The organism is Micromonospora sp. NPDC127501, assembly GCF_040302185.1.
Taxonomy (GTDB): Bacteria; Actinomycetota; Actinomycetes; order Mycobacteriales; family Micromonosporaceae; genus Micromonospora.
This window is the reverse complement of record NZ_JBEORJ010000008.1, coordinates 75,922-93,201: the sequence shown is the minus strand read 5'-3', so window position 1 is coordinate 93,201 and position 17,280 is coordinate 75,922. Positions and strand designations below refer to the sequence as shown.

The window sequence follows — 17,280 nt, the reverse complement described above, 5'->3', positions numbered from 1 at the left end:
ACGCCGACCTGTTCACCACACCGGGCGCGGGCCGCCTGATCGAAGCGCACGAGAAGGCCGGCCGCAGACAGGGCAGACGAACAAGCTGGTCCAACCGTTGATCTGGTGCCCGGAGGTACCGTGCGGCATGCCCAGCTGCTAATACGAGCAACGGTGGGGTCGCAGCCAGGTCTCTGCTGTATGTAGCGTGCGGAAATGACAAGAAGTGAGCGAATCGCGGACCAGCTGGACCGGCACTGGCACAAGAACCTGCGGCCGCGGTTGGACGGTCTCGCTGATGAGGAGTACTTCTGGGAGCCGGTGCGTGGCTGCTGGAGCATCCGCCCACGTGGCACGTCCGCCGCACCCATGTCGGCGGGTTCGGGGAAATGGACGATGGACTCCGCGTCTCCTGACCCGGTGCCGGCGCCGGTGACAACGATTGCCTGGCGGCTGGCGCACATCATCGTCTCCTGCCTGGGCTATCGGGTCGGATGGCACTTCGGCGGCCAGGACATCGACTCCCAGACGTTCGCCTACGCGGGGACCGCCGACGAGGCGCTGAAACAGCTCGATGAGACGTATGGCAGATGGAACGCGGGGGTCCGCGAACTCTCGGACGCCGACCTGGAAAATCCGCCCCCTGTGGGTCCCGAGCGGTTTCCCATGGAGGGCATCGTCCTGCACGTCAACAGGGAGCTGATCCATCACGGCGCCGAGATTTCCCTACTGCGCGACCTCTACCGCTGGCAGGACTCAGCCGTGAGCGCCCGCTTCCACCGGTAGGTGGCTGCACCGCCATCGCCGAAGCGGAGTGCGTCGCTCACCCCTCGATCTGGCGCGGCCCCAGAGCCCGTACCAGCTCATCGATCAATGCCGGATCCTCCTCCAGCATCCGTTTGATGCTTTCGCCCACCTGCTCCGGGCCGAGCGCGCTCTCCATGTTCAGCTCCTCGGCACCGACGTTGAGCATTACCCTCGCCTGCACCTCGTTGAACAGTCGACCGTCCTCGGTGAGCAGTTGGGCCATCATCGCCGCGACGAAGCGTTCCCTCGCCTCGGCCTCGCTGGACCCGGCACTGAAGCTCTCAAGCGCCGCAACCAGTTCTGGCGACGGTTCCCCGCCCACAGTCGCCGTGACCCGGATCGGACCCGCCTCCGGCGCCGACTCGGCGGCAATGGCACCGCGAGAGGATCGTTTCCCTGACACAAAGTTCCACGTCGACCGCATGGCGGGGAGCGCCTGGTTGTTCCATGTCGACTTCACTGCTGGGACCGCCTGCTGGGTCAACGCGGTCTTCGCAGCCGGCAGTGCCTGCTGCACCAACCATCTCTCGACATGCGGCGCGGCCGCCTTGGCAGCCCTCGTGGCGGCCTCCAGAGCCAGCGTCCTGACCAGATCCTTGAACTCCGAGGACGCCCTCCCCGGCCCTGCCGACCCCGTGCTGTCACCATCCGGGATGAACGTGCCGTGGTCAACGAGCTTCCCGGCGCTGTCGTACAGATTCTGGTGAAGTCCACCCGCTTTGGACGTTCCTGGAATCAGCCCATCGGGATACTCAAAACTGCCTCTGACGCTAGCCATTGCGCACCATGACCGGCACTGTAGCGAAGTCGTCCCGGCGCTGGAATCGTACGAACGCCATTGCCCTTCAACCCGTTGGCGGGGCCTTCGCGGGGCCAAGACACGTGGTAGTGGACCGTACCGGCGAGATGCCTCGACCGGATCTCCGGCCGGAGCTTTCGCGTGTACCTACAGAGGTCTGCGGACGCCGCCGGCCTCCGTCAGACCGGCCCGCCGCCGAAGCCGATCTCGTTGCCGTCCGGGTCGCGGAAGATGGCCTTGCGGACGCCGTTGTCGTAGGTCTCGCGCCCGGCCGGCTCCAGGCCACGCTCGGCGATCTGGGCGGTGCGGGCGTCGAAGTCGCTGACGAAGACGGTGTGCATGGCGTGCCCGGCATGGTCGGGCCGCACCTCGATGAACAGGTACCGGTGCTCGGCGAGTTCCCACACCGCCTCGGTGTCGTTCGGTAGGAACGACGGCGGGGCGCCGAGGAGTCGCTCGTACCAGGCCGCCGCGGTGGCGTAGTCGCGAACGGGGATGCCCGCGAACAGATCTACGGTCATGACGCCATGCTAGGGGCTCGGCCCCGGAAGATCAGAAAAATGACGATCGCCCTGGTGCGGCGGTCGGCCGTACGGCGATGCTGGCCCTCCGTTCGGCCGGTATCCGTCGCTGGCGCCCGAGTGGGGCGGCATCAGCCCCTAACGGCCTCATAAGCTCCACGGGCCCCTTTGATCAACACCACGGAGGAACCCGGTAATGCCCAAGCAACTCGCCCGACGCTGGCTTGCCGGGTTCGGCGTCGTAGGCGTGCTCCTCGCCGCCTCCGCCATCCCCGCCTTCGCCGCCCCTGCCGCCGAGGACCTCGATTTCTTCGCCAAGGATGTGGTTGTCGCCCCCGGCGGCCCTGCAAAAGGATCGAACCTCTTTGCCCGCCCCCGCACCAGCAACTCGGAGTGGGGCGAATACACCGTGAAGGTGGACCGGAGCAAGGTCGCTGGCTTCGCCGACGTACGGGACGCCAACAGTGCTGCCCCCTGCACCGAGTCTGGTGCGATCCTCACCTGCAAGGTGGTGGCGGAGGAAAACGACTACTACACGTACATCACAATGGTCAACCTGGTCGTGCGGGCGAAGGACAGTGCCACGCCCGACCAGCAGGGTGAAATCACGTTCACAATCACCGATGCCGAAGGCGGTTCGGCCACCCACCACTCGACCGTCAGCATCGGTGAGGGCGTGGATCTCGCCGCCATCGAGCAGAGGCTCGAGCTGACAGGCGTCCTCGGCGGCACGCTCGACGTCCCGCTCACGGTGGCGAACCGGGGCGAGAAGGCCGTCCACGACGTGGTGCTGTTCTTCGAAGGTGGCTACGGTTACGGCCCGTCAAAGCGGTACAAGAACTGCGAGTACAGCCCCGCCGACGCCTTCCGCCACGCCTTCGCCTGCCGGTTCCCCAACACCATCGAGCCGGGCGGCGCCGCACGGCTGGACTCCAGCTTCGGTTTCACCGTGCCGGCCGACGATCCGGCCCCGAACGGTCACACCGGCTCGGCGCGCTGGTACACGCCGGCAGACTGGGAGGAGTCCCAGTCCTTCAACCCAGCGCGACTTGGGCAGCAGGGTACCGAGGGGGAACTGAGGCTTGAGCCGGTTGGCCCGCACAGCAGGTCGCAGCAGACAGACGTCAACGGCCAGAACCTCGATACGGTGATGAGACTCCAGGTCAGCGGTGACCAGGGGGCTGAGGTGGCGGCGCTCGGGACGCCGGCGACCGCAACCGGAAAGGTCGGCGCCACGGTGCCGTTGAAGGTCGGCTACGTCAACAACGGCCCGGCGTCCGTCAACGTTGACGGAGCCAAGGATCTCCGGGCCCGTACCGTGCTCTCGCTGCCGAGTGGCGTCACGGCCGTACGCGTTCCGATGACCTGCTCGAGCTACGGCGACTGGGTGCCTGGGAAGCTCGGCGCCAAGGTGTACCACTGCGTCGAGCACAAGCGCCTGGCGCAGGGCGAGAAAATCGAGTACGAGTTCGAGCTACGCCTCGACGAGGCCGGCACCCGGGCCGCAGAGGTGCGGCTGACCTTCGACACGGGCGTGGATCTCAACCCAGCCAACGACAGCGCGAAGATCACCATCATCGCGAGCGCTGACGGCGGGAGCGGGAATCCCGGTGGGGACAACGGCCAGGGAGGCGGGGACACCGATGGCTCGCTGCCGATCACCGGTGCCAAGGCCGGCCTGACCGCCGGCATCGGCGCCGTACTGCTCGCCGCCGGCGCTGTGGGCTTCGTGGTGGCCCGCCGCCGCAAGACCCGTTTCGTCGCCTGATCAATTCCCTGCACCAACCGTGCCCCGTCGACCTCAGGTCGGCGGGGCACGGGTTCGCCCTCATGAACTGCCGTGACTCCGCACGGTCGTCGTCCTGGCATGCCGCAGCATCTAGTGACCTCCGTCCGGGCGGAGGAAGCACGACAGCAGTTGCCTGAACTCCTGCGGGTGCTCGATCGCCGGCACGTGTCCGCATCGGCCGAGCACGTGCAGACGGACGTCGGCCAGGTGTTCGAGCAGGGGCTGGGCTGCCGTCTCGAGCGGGGTGACCCGGTCCTCGGCGCCGTGGACGAGCAGCACGGACGCGTGCACCGCTGCCAGGGTTTGCGCCGAGAGGGTGAGCTCGTCGACCCATCGTGCCCTGGGTGGCGGGAACAACGACGCGAATGCGCCCTCCCCCGCTCGCATCGCGGCTGCACGGGCCTCGACGGCCGAATCGGTCACGAGCGCTTGGTCGAGGACGAGGCGGCTCAGCATGTCTCGTGCCCCGATCGGGCCGGCGGGGGCGGCCCAGATCGCGTCGAGGTCGGCGGACAGCGGCGCCCCGGGGGCACCCATCGTCGAGACCGCCACCACACGGGTGACCTGCCGGGGGCGCGCGGCCGCCAATGCCAGCGCCACGGCACCGCCCATGGAGTGACCCACCACGGCGTACTGCTCGATACCGAGAGCATCCATCAGGCCAGCGGCCTGCTCCGTCCACAGCCGCAGCCCACCCCTGGAGCCCTCCGGGACGGGTGTACGGCCGAACCCCGCCTGGTCAGGAGCCACCAGGTGCCAGGACGCGCCCAGCGCCTGCGCCGTCGTTGCCCAAGCGCCGGACCCGGTCGTGCCGGGTCCGGAGCCGTGCAGCATCAGCACCGCGGGCCCCGTGCCGCTCTCCAGGACGTGGACGGGGGAACCGTCGACTGCGACGGTCCGAAGTGCCGTCACCGGGGCAGGCCAGGTGTGCTCATGCCGATGCGGGGTCGACAGACTTCGAAAAGAGCTCCATCATCGCCCTGCCGAATTGCGGCATGTCGGGCCACCCCCGGCAGGAGACGAGGTTGCCGTCGACAACGTCGGGAGCGTCGATGACCGTCGCGCCCGCGTTCTCCATGTCACCGGTGATCGGGGGGAAGCACGCGGTCTTTCGACCCTTCAGCAGCCCGTACACCGCTGGCACCTGCGCGCCGTGGCACACCAGCGCGATGGGGAGGTTGCGCGCGAAGAAGTGCTCGGTGATACGCCTGACGTCGGCGTCGACCCGGATCCACTCGGGGGCACGTCCCCCGGGGATGATGAGGGCGTCATAGCGCTCGACGTCGACCTCGGCCCAGGGCACGTCCACCGGCAGCTTGCGGCCGTTCTTCTCCACGTAGGCGTCGGAGTTGGGGTCGAATTCGTGGATGACCAGTTGCACGTCGCGCATCGTCCGTGACGAGACGTCGACGTCCCAGCCGCCCTCCTTCACGCGGTAGTAGGGATACATCGTGTCGAGCTCCTCGGCGGCGTCGCCGGTCAGGAGCAGCGCTCTGGGCACCTGCTTCTCCTCGCATCTGGGGGCGGGTGAGGTGGATCCAATCCGATCCGATCAGGATTGAGTCAGCATTCCTGGGCCCAGCGTGCCCGTCAAGCCTCTACCGCCATTCCGTCCGCGCCCTCGATCTCGTCGAACAATCGTCGGAAACGCTCGCCGGACCGCAGGATGTGCCGACGCATCGCGTAGGCGGCGGCGTCCGGGTCACGCGCGGCGATCGCGGCCACAATGTCCTCATGCTCGGCCATGGCCAGGTGAGTGACCTGGGTGTCGTGGTGCAGCCGGAAGAGGTGCACGTGGCTGTGCAGGCGAGCGAGCGCTTCACGGATGACCTGGTTTTCCGCGCTCAGGGCGACGAGATCGTGAAAAGCGGCGTCGCGTAGCCCGAAGGCGCCATAGGCCATCGGCCCGTTGCCCCCCTCCAGTTCCTCCATCTCCTCCAGCATGCGACGCAGACCGGCCACCTGCTCCAAGGACGCGCGTTCCGCGGATCTGCGCGCCGCCGCCGGCTCAAGGAGCAGGCGGACCTCGATCATGTCCTCGAATCGGTGACGGGTGATCTGGGGAGGAATGCGGTAGCCGGCATGGGGCACACGCACGACCAGGCCCTCCGCCTCCATGCGGTTCAGAGCGTCTCGGATCGGCGTCTGCGAGACCCCCAGCTCTCGCGCCAGGACGTCGATCGTGACGCGGGAGCCAGGCTCGATCCGTAGCGACATCAGCTGTCCGAGCAGCGTGTCGTACACCTCGTCGGCGAGCCGGCCACCAGATCTTGCCGGCGGCATTGCGCCCGTCACCGCCCTACGGCCCCGCGCGATCATCGCTTCGTCGTCCATCGTGACGTGAGGTCCTTCCTTGCGCCTTCGGGAAGCTGTTGACATCGATCGCAACGCTGCGGGATGCTGACGCCCCCACCGGGATCGTATAGGAAAGGTGGCGAATGGTCGCCATCCTGCACCCATGGCGGAGCCGCCCGCCATCGCTCTACTTCGATCACCTGAAGCTCCCCTGAGCATGTTCGACGTCCTGCCCGGTTCGTCACCGGGCCGCAGATGGGCCGACGGACTTTTCGACAACATGAAGACCCAGTACATCGCGGCGCACTCGTGACGCCGGTCCGCGGGTCGGCCCCCGCGACGGCCCGGCAGCACGCCTGAACAACCCAGCAACTGCTCGGCGAAGCACATAGCGAGGTTCTAGAAGTCCCCACCCAGAAAGCAGGCATAAAGATGCGCTCTCCGAAGCGAATAGGAAGAATGTCCGCTCCCGGCCGGAAGGTAGGGCTGGCGACAGCGGCCATGCTGCTGGTGGCCACGACCGTGACGGCTTGCGGCGATGGCAAGGACGGCGGCGAGAAGGCGAGCGCCCCCAAGGCGCCGGCGACCATCCCGGAGCTCACCAAGGACCCGCTGACCCTCAGCTTCGTCTGGTTCGACTGGCCCCCCGCGAAGGCACTGGAAGCCTTCGCGAACGCGGAGTACAAGAAGGAACGGCCGAACGCGACCATCAAGGTCAACACCGTGCCGAACGCGAACTGGCACGACGCGATGTTCACCCAGTTCGCCGCGCGCAAGACCGACTTCGACATCGCGATCCTGGACTCGCAACACATCGGCGAGGCCGTGACGAACGGCAACATCCTCGACCTCACCGACTTCGTCAAGAACAACATCGACGTTGCGGCCTACAACCCGTACCTTTTGGCGGCGTACGGCCAGTTCCCCCAAGCGGAGACCGGCAAGCGCGACGAGAACGCCAGCCTGTACGGCCTGCCGCTGCTCGGCGACACCTGGACGATGATCTACCGCAAGGACCTGATCGGCGACAAGCCACCGCAGACCTGGGACCAGATGATCTCAGCCGCCGAGAAGTGCCAGGCGGACAACCCGGGCGTCAGCGGGCTGGCCTTCCACCAGGCCAACGGGTCCGACGCCGCAGCCGTCACCTACAACACGGTCAACGGCGTCTACGGCGGCAACCTCTGGGACGCCAAGAACCGCAAGATCGAGGGCGTCCTCAACGACGCTGCGGGCCAGGAGGCGATGGACGTCCTGGTCAACAAGATGAAGCCGCTGACCGCCAAGGGCTCCGGCAACTGGTTCATCGACGAGGTGAACGCGGCGGTCGCCCAGGGCAAGGCCTGCATCGCGTTCAACTGGATCGCCGCGAGCGGCGGCCTGCTCGATCCGAAGCAGTCGACGCTCGGTACCACGCGGGAGCAGATTCTCGACAAGCTGGGATTTGCCACCCTGCCGAGCCAGAAGACGAACCTGGTGCCGCTCGGCGGTATGGGGATGCACGTGTCGGCCTACTCCTCCACGGCGAACCAGGCGGAGGCGCTGAACTTCATGAAGTGGTTCGAGCAGGCTGACATCCAGAAGAAGTGGGCCGCGGCCGGCGGTGTGCCATCGCGTACGGATGCCCTGAACTCGCCCGAGTTCCTCAATGCCGGGCCGTTCAACCAGGTGTACACCGACTCGGTTCCGCGGATGCGGGACATGTGGAACGTGCCCGAGTACGCGCGCCTCGTCGACATCGAGAACACCAACGTGAACGCGGCTCTCAACGGCGCGAAGAAGCCGAAGGAAGCGCTCGACGACATCGCCAAGGAGCAGCAGAGCGTGCTCGACTCGAGCAGCCGCAAGGGCGGCGGCGGACTGTGAGTGAGCCCGTCCCTCTGACGACCGATCACCCCGGGCAGGTGGCGTCGGCGACGCCACCTGCACCGGGTCGGTCCCGCCGGTTGAGCGACCGCTGGCTCGCCGTCACCTTCATCTCCCCCGCGATGCTGCTGTTGCTCGCCATGTCGGTGTTCCCGTTGCTGTGGGCGTTGTACCTGTCTTTCACCGACTACTCGGCCACCCGCGGGGGGCCCGCCAATTTCATCGGGTTCGGGAACTACACCGCCATCCTGTCGTCGGCGCAGGTCCACACGCGGGCGTTGACGACGTTGATCTACGTGGTCGGCGCGGTCGGCCTGCAGACGGTGCTCGGATTCGGCATCGCCTACCTGATCTCACGACGTACGCATGGGCGAGGAGTGCTGACCACTCTGTTCCTGGTTCCGATGATGCTGTCGCCGGTCGTGGTCGGGCTGTTCTGGCGATTCATGCTCGACGCGCAATTCGGCGTGGTCAACAGCATGCTCGGCTCGATCGGCCTGGGGCAGGTGGAGTGGCTCACCCGGCAGCGGACAGCGCTGCTTTCCCTGATCGTGGTCGACACCTGGCAGTGGACGCCGTTCATCATGCTCATCGCGCTCGCGGGCCTTACCGCGGTTCCCAAGTACCTCTACGAGGCCGCCTCGATCGACCGGGCGTCCGAATGGTTCCGGTTCCGCACCATCACTCTTCCGCTGGTGTGGCCACTGCTCCTCATTGCCGTGATGTTCAGGGCCATCGAGGCATTCCGGCTGTTCGACCTCGTCTACATCCTCACCAACGGGGGTCCAGGTGTCTCCACCGAGACGTTGTCGTTCCACATCTACAAGGTCGCGTTCCTTGGCTTCAACACCGGAACCGCTTCGGCGTACGGGATCCTCATGGTCCTCGTCGTCATCGTCCTCACGCAGTTCTACCTGCGCTACTTGAACAAGCTCAAGGAGGGCTGATGGCCGTCTCCGTCGACGAGGCCGTGTCCACAGGTCCTGCCCGGGATCACACGTCTCCCCCGCGCCGCCGTGGCGGCCGCGGCCGCTCCGCGCTGGAGGTCGCGCTGCTGACCGTGCTGGCCGTCGTGATGCTCTTTCCGGTGCTCTGGATGATCGAGACGTCCATCAAGGAAAACCGGGACGTCTACGCCATCCCGGCCAGGTTCTTCGACTTCACCGTCACTCTGGACCATTACAAGGACGTGTTCGTCGCCCCCGACGGCGGGCGCTCGGCCCTGTCCGCCTCGTTCCTCAACTCCGTCGTGGTCGCCGGAGCCTCCACGGTGCTGGCCACCGTGTTGGGAGTCCCGGCGGCCTGGGCCTACTCGCGCTTCGCCGTGAAGGCCAAGAAGGACCAGCTGTTCTTCATCCTGTCCACCCGCTTCATGCCGCCCGTGGTGGTCGTGATTCCGATCTTCCTCATGTACCGCCAGGTCGGGCTCATCGACAACAAGCTCGGCCTGATCCTCATCTACACCGCGTTCAACGTCCCGTTCACGATCTGGATGATGAAGGGGTTCGTCGACGAGGTGCCCGCGGAGTACGAGGACGCCGCCATGCTCGACGGCTACACCCGTCTACAGGCGTTCTGGCGATACACCCTTCCCCTGCTCGTGCCCGGCATCGCCGCGACGGCGGTCTTCGCGCTCATCTTCTCGTGGAACGAGTTCGTGTTCGCCACCTTCCTCACCTCCAGCGACAGTGTCCGGACGGCCCCACCCGCCATCGCCGGCCTCATCGGCGGCACCACCACCGACTGGGGTCTCGTGGCCGCCGCCTCCGTGGTGTTCGCCCTACCGGTGCTCGTCTTCGCGTACCTGGTGCGCAAGCACCTCATTGCCGGTGTGACGCTCGGGGCGGTGCGACGCTGATGGCCGGCATCGAGGTGACCGCCCTGCACAAGCGCTACCCGGACGGAACGGTCGCAGTTGACCACGTGGACCTGTCCATCGGCCACGGCGAGCTGTTCGTGATGCTCGGCCCTTCGGGCTGCGGCAAGACGACCACGCTGCGGGCCATAGCCGGGCTGGAGAGACAGACGACGGGCGACATCCGCATCGGCGACACGCTGGTCAACGACCTGCCGCCCGCCGAGCGCGACATCGCCATGGTGTTCCAGTTCTACGCTCTCTACCCGCATCTGAAGACCCGCGACAACCTGGCGTTCCCACTGCGGGCCGAGGGACTGCCCAAGCCGGAGGTGCGCGAGCGGGTCGACGAGGCCGCTCGGCTGATGCGGCTTGGTCCACTCCTGGACCGGCGCCCCCGCCAGCTGTCCGGCGGGGAGCAGCAGCGCGTCGCGCTCGCTCGGGCCCTGGTGCGACGACCACGCGCCTTCCTCATGGACGAGCCTCTCACCAATCTGGACGCGGAGCTGAGGGCGGACATGCGCACGGAGATCAAGCACCTGCAGGGAGAACTGGGGGCGACCATGGTCTACGTCACCCACGACCAGGTCGAGGCGATGTCGCTCGGTCACCGAATCGCCATCCTCAACAAGGGCCGCGTCGAGCAGATCGGCACACCGCTGGAGGTGTACGACCGTCCGGCGAGTCTTTTCTGCGCCGCGTTCATCGGCTCCCCGCCGATGAACCTGATCGAGGTGGAGGTGGCCGACGGGGAGCTGCGCGGTAAGGGCGGACTGGTTCTCACACCACCGCCAGGCCTGCCGCGCGACCGTTGCCTGGTCGCAGGCGTCCGGCCGGAGGCGCTGGAAGTCACCGCACCAGGGGCGGAACGTTCGGTCCCGGCCCGCGTGGTCTCGGCGGAGTGGCTGGGCGACGAAATCATCTACGTGGTCGACCACGGCGGCCAGCGCGACGTACGGGTTCGGATGCCACCGACTGTCCGTTTCGCCGCTGACGCAACGGTCGGGCTGCGGCACACCGGCGGGACCCCGGCGGTCTACGACGTGAGCACGGAAGAGCTGGTGGCCTGATGGGAACCCTGGCAGCGCACGGGCTGCGCAAGTCCTTCGGCAAGGTCCAGGCCCTGGACGGGGTGACGCTGGACGTGCCGGACGGCTCGTTCTTCGTCGTGCTCGGGCCCTCCGGGGCAGGCAAGACGACGACCCTGCGTGCGATCGCCGGCCTGGAGAAGCTTGACGCCGGGTCGGTGCATCTGGACGGCAGGGACGCGACCGGTGACGCCCCGGCCGCACGCGACCTGGCCATGGTCTTCCAGAGCTACGCCCTCTACCCCCGACACACGGTGTACGAGAACATCGCTTCGCCGCTGCGGGCGCGCCGCTGTTCCTCGAGTGAGATCGCCGCTGCCGTCGAGCAGATGTCGAGCCTGCTGCACATCGAACGTCTGGTGCAGCGTCGCCCCGCGCAGTTGTCGGGCGGTGAGATGCAGCGCGTCGCCCTGGCCCGGGCGCTGGTCCGTCGCCCGCGCGCGTTCCTCATGGACGAGCCCCTGACGAACCTCGACCTCAAGCTCCGCGTCGAGATGCGCACCGAGCTCACCCGCATCCACCGGAGCATCGGAGCGACCTTCGTCTACGTGACAAACGACCAGGTCGAGGCCCTGTCCATGGCCGACCAGGTCGCGGTCCTCAAGGAGGGCAAGGTGCAACAGGTCGGAACGCCGACCGAGGTGTACGAGCGTCCAGCCAACCAGTGGGTCGCCGGATTCGTCGGAAGCCCGCCGATCAGCCTGCTCGCCTGTCACGCCGAGGGAGATCGCCTGGTCGGTGCGGAAGGCTGGACGTTGCCGCGGCCCCGCTGGACCACGGCCGAGGACGGTCGTCCGTTGTTGCTGGGCCTGCGCGCGGAGGACCTGTCCGTCGAGCAGCGTGGGAACGCGTCGTTGTCCGGGGAGCTCTACGGGCTTGAGCCGCTCGGTGACCGAACGGTGGTCGACGTCCGAGTGGGGACGGAGATCGTCAAGGTCAAGGCACGACCCACCGTCACCGGTACGCCGGGCGAGCGGCTGCTCGTCACTGTCGACCTGGACCGTGCGCACCTGTTCGATGCGGACACCGGGCTGTCGCTGTCCGAGGCTGGGCGGTAACCGCGCCGGCGGCGACGGCACCATGCGCCCACACGTGGCAACCGAGCCTCGGACCGTCACCAGCGCGCCCGACCTGACGACGCGGAGACGGCCGTGGCCCGAGAAGGCGATCGGTGGTGCGGGGCGTCGGCCCGCACCACCGGGCCGAGGCCACCTTCGACCCGCTCGGCAACCTCGCCCCCGACGAGGGGTGTGACCCGTCCGTCCACGTGCACAGCGCGATCGCTGGGCACGCCGGACATCACCAGGAAGATCACAGGAGGCGACGCGATGAGTGACCCGATGAACGTGCTGGCTCCCGAGCATCGGCGGCTCCGGATCGGCGACGCCTGGCGCGACGCCGCAAGCGGAGCCACCTTCGCCGTCGAGGACCCGGCCACCGGCAAGACCATCGCCGAGGTGGCGGACGCCGACGTCGTCGACGGGCTCGCCGCCCTGGACGCGGCCAGCACGGCAATGGCGGAGTGGGCGGCCACCCCGCCGCGGAAACGGTCAGAGCTGTTGACAGCGACGTACCGGGCACTGACCGAGCGATCCGAGGAAATCGCCCGGCTGATAACGCTCGAGATGGGCAAGCCGCTCGCCGAGGCTCGGGGAGAGGTGGCCTACGGCGCCGAGTTCTTCCGTTGGTTCGCCGAGGAGGCGGTGCGCGTCGAGGGGCGCTACAGCATCGCTCCCGCAGGTGGATATCGCATCCTCACCGTGCCGAAGCCGGTCGGACCGTGTGTCTTCGTGACGCCCTGGAACTTTCCGTTGGCCATGGGTGCCCGCAAGATCGCTCCTGCGCTGGCTGCGGGCTGCACGACGATCACCAAGCCAGCAGGCCAGACGCCACTCACCATGCTGTTCCTGGCCCGCATCATGGAGGAGGTCGGCGTTCCCCCGGGCGTCGTCAACGTGGTGACCACCAAACGTTCCGGCGCGGTGGTCTCGGCACTGTTGGCCGACAGTCGGACCCGCAAGCTTTCGTTCACCGGGTCGACCGAGGTCGGGCGCGTACTGCTACGACAGGCGGCGGACAACGTGCTGCGCACGTCCATGGAACTGGGCGGCAACGCGGCCTTGATCGTGTGTGCCGACGCTGACCTGGACGTCGCGCTCGACGGTGCCATGGTGGCCAAGATGCGCAACATCGGGGAGTCCTGCATCGCGGCCAACCGGATCTACGTCGAGGAGCCGGTACGCGAGGAGTTCACGGCACGCTTCGCCGAGCGGATGGGCGCGCTGTCGATGGGCCATGGTCTCGACGACGGCGTGCACGTCGGGGCGCTGATCGACGAGGCTTCGGTCACCAAGATCGACGAGCTCGTCGCCGACGCGGTCGATCGCGGCGCCCGGGTCCTGGTGGGCGGCGAACGTCCGGACGGGCCGGGCCACTTCTACCCGCCTACCGTCCTCGTCGACGTGCCCGACGATGCGCGGATGCTGGAGGCGGAGATCTTCGGCCCGGTGGCGCCGATCATCTCGTTCACCTCCGACGACGAGGTGATGGCGAAGGCCAACGACACCGAGCACGGCCTGGCCGGATACGTCTTCACCCGTGACCTCCAGCGGGCGCTCCGATTCGCCGAAGGGCTGGACACGGGGATGCTCGGCATCAACCGCGGTCTGATATCGGATCCGTCTGCTCCGTTCGGCGGCGTGAAGCAGTCCGGAATCGGCAAGGAGGGGTCGCACGAGGGCATCCACGAGTACCTCGACCTCACCTACGTGGCGATCGACCTCCCGTGACCGGCCCGCCGCGCCGGGCGCCCGCCGACCCGCACATCGCCGCCGACGTTCCGGAAAGGCACTGACATGCTTGAGACCGTCCGCGGACCACGCCAGCTGATAGTGGGCGAAGGGGTCGCGCAGAACATCCCACGAGTGGTGGCCGAGAGCGGCTCGCGAGTCCTCATCGTGACCGACCAGGTTCTTCTGGGGCAGCCGGGCGTGGCCGAGATCGTGGCCGCCGTACGGGAGAAGGTCACTGTCGTCGAGGTGTTCTCCGACGCGACTCCGGACGTGCCACTCGCCGATGTCGCAGTGGCCGTCGCGGTCGCCGCCGAGGTGGACGCCAACGTGATCCTTGCCATCGGGGGTGGCACGGTGATCGACCTCGCCAAAATCGTCGGCGTCATCCGCCGCCACGGTGGGACGCCGCGCGACTACTACGGCGAGTCGAAGGTGCCGGGGCCGACGATTCCCCTCGTCGCGGTCCCGACCACGTCAGGCACCGGCTCCGAGCTCACACCCGTCTCGGTGTTGACCGACCCGGACCGCGAACTGAAGGTGGGCGTTTCCAGCGTCCACATCGTGCCCGACTTCGCCATCGTCGACCCCGAACTCACCTACACCTGCCCTGCGACCGTCACCGCCCACTCCGGCATCGACGCGTTCTGTCACGCCGTGGAGAGCTACACCGCTCGACCCCGGGCCCACGGACCGCGCGACCCGGTGGAGCAGGTGTTCCTCGGCCGCAACCCGATCACCGACCACTACGCCCTCCTGGCCGCGGAACGGATCGCCCGTAGCCTGCGTCGGGCTGTCAGGGACGGAGGCGACACTGACGCGCGCGCGGACATGTCCTACGGGTCCATGCTCGCCGGGCTAGCCTTCTCCCACGCGGGCAACGCGGCCCCGCACGCTCTCCAGTACCCCATCGGCGCAGCCACGCACACGCCGCACGGCCTGGGCGTCGGGCTGCTACTGCCCTACGCGCTGGACGCGGCCAAGGATGCCATCGGCGACCGGTTGGCCATCCTCGCCGCTGTGTGCGGGCTCGACGTGGCCGACGCCTCGGACGCCGAGGCCGCAGATACGTTCCTCACCTGGCTCGACGGGCTCCTCGCCGACATCGGCATCCCTCCCACCTTGGCGGACATCGGCGTGTCACGCGCCGACCTCCCGCGCTTCGCGGAGATGGCCAGTGGGGTCACCCGCCTGATTCAGAACCATCCGGGCCCGACCGACACCGCCAGCCTGACCGCGATCCTCGAAGCGGCCTGGACCGGGGACCGGACCCGATACGCCCTGACTCCGAGCAGAGACACTGACCGGCCTTTCACATGACGACGAGTTCGCTGCCCACCCTGGGTGCCGGAACGCTCGGCTACGCCATCGCAGCCTTGCTCGGGTCACCCACCCCGACCAGGCTGTGATGAGCGTTGGCTACGACAGCCCCTCCCAGTTCAGCCGTGAATACCGCCGCATGTTCGGCACACCGCCCAGCAAGGACACCCAACTCCGCACTCCGCCAGCAGAACTCCTCACTGCGCTGCCCTGAGCCTGATCCTGTCGGACTCTTGGTGTTTCCCGCGGTGTGGCTGCGGAGCGCGTTCGTGGTCCAGGAGGTGCTCGGGCCGACCCCCGCGCGGCCTGCTGGTTGATCAGGAGGCATGGATTCGCGGTGCCTGTCCAGCGACGGTTCCGGAAATCCAGCCACTGGCGCAGGAGTTGGCAGGTGAGGTCGTCCAGCGGCCGGGCCCAGCAGGCGGCGGCGATGCGCCGGTTGTCGAGGTCGACGTCATCAAGGCGCAACGCGAGGGTCTGACTGTTGCGCGCAGCGTGCATGGCGGCCAAGGCGAGCAGAACCGGCCACAGAGGTGGTCGCGGCGACGACGGCCTGGTCGACGTTCGCTTCACGGTTGTGACCAGGGAAGCAGACAATTGACCAGGTCGACTCACCTCCACCGGATCGACGACGGATCATGTGCTACGGTAGCCGAGTTGCAGTTTTGATTTCCGTAGACGTTTTCCAGCGCCTGATGGGGTATCTGAAACCATCCAGGCGCTTTTCGTTTTTCGTGTCGTTTCGACGCGGGTGATCAACGCGGCGGCGTAAGGGTCCGCACAGTGCGGTCTCTAACAGCCTGCGAGGAGCAGACATGACTACAGGTACCGTGAAGTGGTTCAACGCCGACAAGGGCTTCGGCTTCATCAGCCCGGACGACGGCGGCGCCGACGTCTTCGCCCACTTCTCCGCGATCTCGGCGAGCGGCTTCCGCAGCCTCGACGAGAATCAGAAGGTGGAGTTCGACGTCACCCAAGGCCAGAAGGGCCCGCAGGCGGAGAACATCCGCCCGCTCTGATCCACACTCTGCGAACGGCGGCCCGACTGATTCAGCGGGCCGCCGTTCGGCGTTTCATGCGGTCACCACGGCATCTCAAAATCGTCTGATCGGCAGAAGTCCGGCCATCTCTGATTGCCAGAAAGTTCGGGGCCCGTGTTTGCCACAAGCCCTCTCAGTCGGACGCGCCTCCACGACCCGACGCCGTGCGCGCTCATGCCGATGATCACCCACTCGCAACGGGGCGCTCCTCGCCGGCGCGTGCGGGGATGACAAGTTCCTGTGCCCGCATAACGTGCACTCGATGATCCGACCCGCGTTCCGGGACGCCGCCGAGACCACCCATGGCCCTGCGGCGCAATCCGATACTGGCCGAGCAATGGCTCCTTGCCTAGCGCACTGCCGGACTTCTCCATCGGCGGCCTCGCCCGCCATCTGGCCAGCCAGGTCACTCTGACCGTGACGTTCCTCGCCACGCCGGCAGGAGAATCGGCGATCTCGACGTCTCGAACATACCGGCTGCGAAGCTGGCAGACTGCCCGAGCGACGAGCCACTATGGTGCCGGGTATGACCGCCGCAGAGACCCCGGAGCACATCACCCGGACCCGCATGGTCACCGCCCGGGCGGTCCTGCAGGGCCAAGCTGATCTTCGTACGTACCCCTATCGCCTACTGGCCGTGATCTCCCATCACGGCCTCGGCGGCGACAAGGTCAGCGAGGCGGTTGCTGCCGCCGAGGTCCTCGGCCAGTTCGGCTGGGACCTCGTCAACATCTCGGAATTCGCATCCAACAAGGTCGTCTACGCCTTCATGCGCAAACGGTGACGAGGGCTTTCGGCCCCTGCCGGACCTGACACGGCTGGGCAGGTGACCGCCATCGGACGTAGCGATCCGTGGATCTGTTGACCGCACTACTGGCGTGTCGCGCCGCCTGGCGAACTGCAGGAGGTTGACGCTCACCCGAAGCGATGCCCGGAGGGGTGGATGCCCAGCTACGGCCTCGCATCGCTCTTTCCCACCCGTCGGCGTTCGGGCCGACAGCCGAACCCGTCAGGGCCTGGGCAGACGACCTGCGAGTGCGCGGCATGCTGCAGGAGGTGTAGTACGCCACCTCCTACCCGGAGACCGGCCGGTGGGGACCCGGATCTGCCATGCAAGCTGCCGAAGCGTCTT

At 67.4% G+C, this 17,280-nt stretch carries 16 protein-coding genes; 11 read left to right on the top strand and 5 right to left on the bottom strand.

Annotation, left to right across the window (positions count from 1 at the left end; all coding sequences use genetic code 11):
• The first annotated feature begins 195 nt into the window (after positions 1 to 195).
• A complete protein-coding gene (locus tag ABTW72_RS19610) occupies positions 196 to 765 on the top strand; it encodes a DinB family protein (RefSeq protein ID WP_350860629.1) in 570 nt (189 codons plus the stop codon).
• A 37-nt stretch (positions 766 to 802) separates the two neighbouring features.
• Here the strand turns inward: ABTW72_RS19610 and ABTW72_RS19605 are convergent, their stop codons facing one another.
• Positions 803 to 1,564, bottom strand: coding sequence for a hypothetical protein (locus ABTW72_RS19605; RefSeq protein ID WP_350860627.1), 762 nt, complete (start codon positions 1,562 to 1,564; stop codon positions 803 to 805).
• 200 nt (positions 1,565 to 1,764) lie between these two features.
• Positions 1,765 to 2,106: a VOC family protein gene (locus tag ABTW72_RS19600; RefSeq protein WP_350860625.1), complete on the bottom strand. Its 342-nt coding sequence runs from the start codon at positions 2,104 to 2,106 to the stop codon at positions 1,765 to 1,767.
• Positions 2,107 to 2,302: 196 nt separating this feature from the next.
• Between ABTW72_RS19600 and ABTW72_RS19595 the strand changes: the two genes are divergently transcribed.
• Positions 2,303 to 3,874, top strand: coding sequence for a cell wall anchor protein (locus tag ABTW72_RS19595; RefSeq protein ID WP_350860623.1), 1,572 nt, complete (start codon positions 2,303 to 2,305; stop codon positions 3,872 to 3,874).
• A gap of 111 nt (positions 3,875 to 3,985) precedes the next feature.
• On the opposite strand, the gene ABTW72_RS19590 is transcribed toward ABTW72_RS19595, so the two are convergent.
• From ABTW72_RS19590 to ABTW72_RS19580, 3 genes are all read right to left on the bottom strand, one after another.
• The gene (locus ABTW72_RS19590; protein ID WP_350860621.1) at positions 3,986 to 4,807 is read right to left on the bottom strand and encodes an alpha/beta fold hydrolase; all 822 of its coding nucleotides are present in this window, start codon (positions 4,805 to 4,807) and stop codon (positions 3,986 to 3,988) included.
• Positions 4,808 to 4,826: 19 nt separating this feature from the next.
• Entirely contained in the window at positions 4,827 to 5,396 is a 570-nt protein-coding gene (locus tag ABTW72_RS19585; RefSeq protein WP_350860619.1) for a DJ-1/PfpI family protein, read from the bottom strand.
• Positions 5,397 to 5,485: 89 nt separating this feature from the next.
• A complete protein-coding gene (locus ABTW72_RS19580) occupies positions 5,486 to 6,229 on the bottom strand; it encodes a GntR family transcriptional regulator (protein WP_350860617.1) in 744 nt (247 codons plus the stop codon).
• Between the two features lie 420 nt (positions 6,230 to 6,649).
• On the opposite strand from ABTW72_RS19580, the gene ABTW72_RS19575 reads away from it, so the two are divergent.
• The 9 genes from ABTW72_RS19575 (at position 6,650) to ABTW72_RS19535 (ending at position 16,932) form a co-directional block, all read left to right on the top strand.
• Positions 6,650 to 8,056, top strand: coding sequence for an extracellular solute-binding protein (locus ABTW72_RS19575; protein WP_350860615.1), 1,407 nt, complete (start codon positions 6,650 to 6,652; stop codon positions 8,054 to 8,056).
• A gap of 80 nt (positions 8,057 to 8,136) precedes the next feature.
• A complete protein-coding gene (locus tag ABTW72_RS19570; protein ID WP_350860613.1) occupies positions 8,137 to 9,003 on the top strand; it encodes a carbohydrate ABC transporter permease in 867 nt (288 codons plus the stop codon).
• Positions 9,003 to 9,914, top strand: a complete 912-nt coding sequence (locus tag ABTW72_RS19565) for a carbohydrate ABC transporter permease (RefSeq protein ID WP_350860611.1) — start codon at positions 9,003 to 9,005, stop codon at positions 9,912 to 9,914. The genes ABTW72_RS19570 and ABTW72_RS19565 overlap by 1 nt, the downstream gene beginning before the upstream one ends.
• Entirely contained in the window at positions 9,914 to 10,981 is a 1,068-nt protein-coding gene (locus ABTW72_RS19560; RefSeq protein WP_350860609.1) for an ABC transporter ATP-binding protein, read from the top strand. Before ABTW72_RS19565 ends, ABTW72_RS19560 begins: the two co-directional genes overlap by 1 nt.
• Positions 10,981 to 12,057: an ABC transporter ATP-binding protein gene (locus ABTW72_RS19555; RefSeq protein ID WP_350860608.1), complete on the top strand. Its 1,077-nt coding sequence runs from the start codon at positions 10,981 to 10,983 to the stop codon at positions 12,055 to 12,057. The genes ABTW72_RS19560 and ABTW72_RS19555 overlap by 1 nt, the downstream gene beginning before the upstream one ends.
• Positions 12,058 to 12,327: 270 nt before the next feature.
• Complete coding sequence (locus ABTW72_RS19550) at positions 12,328 to 13,788, top strand: NAD-dependent succinate-semialdehyde dehydrogenase (protein ID WP_350860606.1); 1,461 nt, start codon at positions 12,328 to 12,330, stop codon at positions 13,786 to 13,788.
• A 66-nt stretch (positions 13,789 to 13,854) separates the two neighbouring features.
• The gene (locus ABTW72_RS19545; RefSeq protein ID WP_350860604.1) at positions 13,855 to 15,108 is read left to right on the top strand and encodes an iron-containing alcohol dehydrogenase; all 1,254 of its coding nucleotides are present in this window, start codon (positions 13,855 to 13,857) and stop codon (positions 15,106 to 15,108) included.
• Between the two features lie 815 nt (positions 15,109 to 15,923).
• Positions 15,924 to 16,127 (top strand): transcription antiterminator/RNA stability regulator CspE, encoded by a 204-nt coding sequence (cspE, locus tag ABTW72_RS19540; protein WP_043326981.1) that lies wholly within the window; start codon positions 15,924 to 15,926, stop codon positions 16,125 to 16,127.
• A 547-nt stretch (positions 16,128 to 16,674) separates the two neighbouring features.
• Positions 16,675 to 16,932: a transcriptional regulator gene (locus tag ABTW72_RS19535; RefSeq protein WP_350860602.1), complete on the top strand. Its 258-nt coding sequence runs from the start codon at positions 16,675 to 16,677 to the stop codon at positions 16,930 to 16,932.
• Positions 16,933 to 17,280 lie beyond the last annotated feature (348 nt).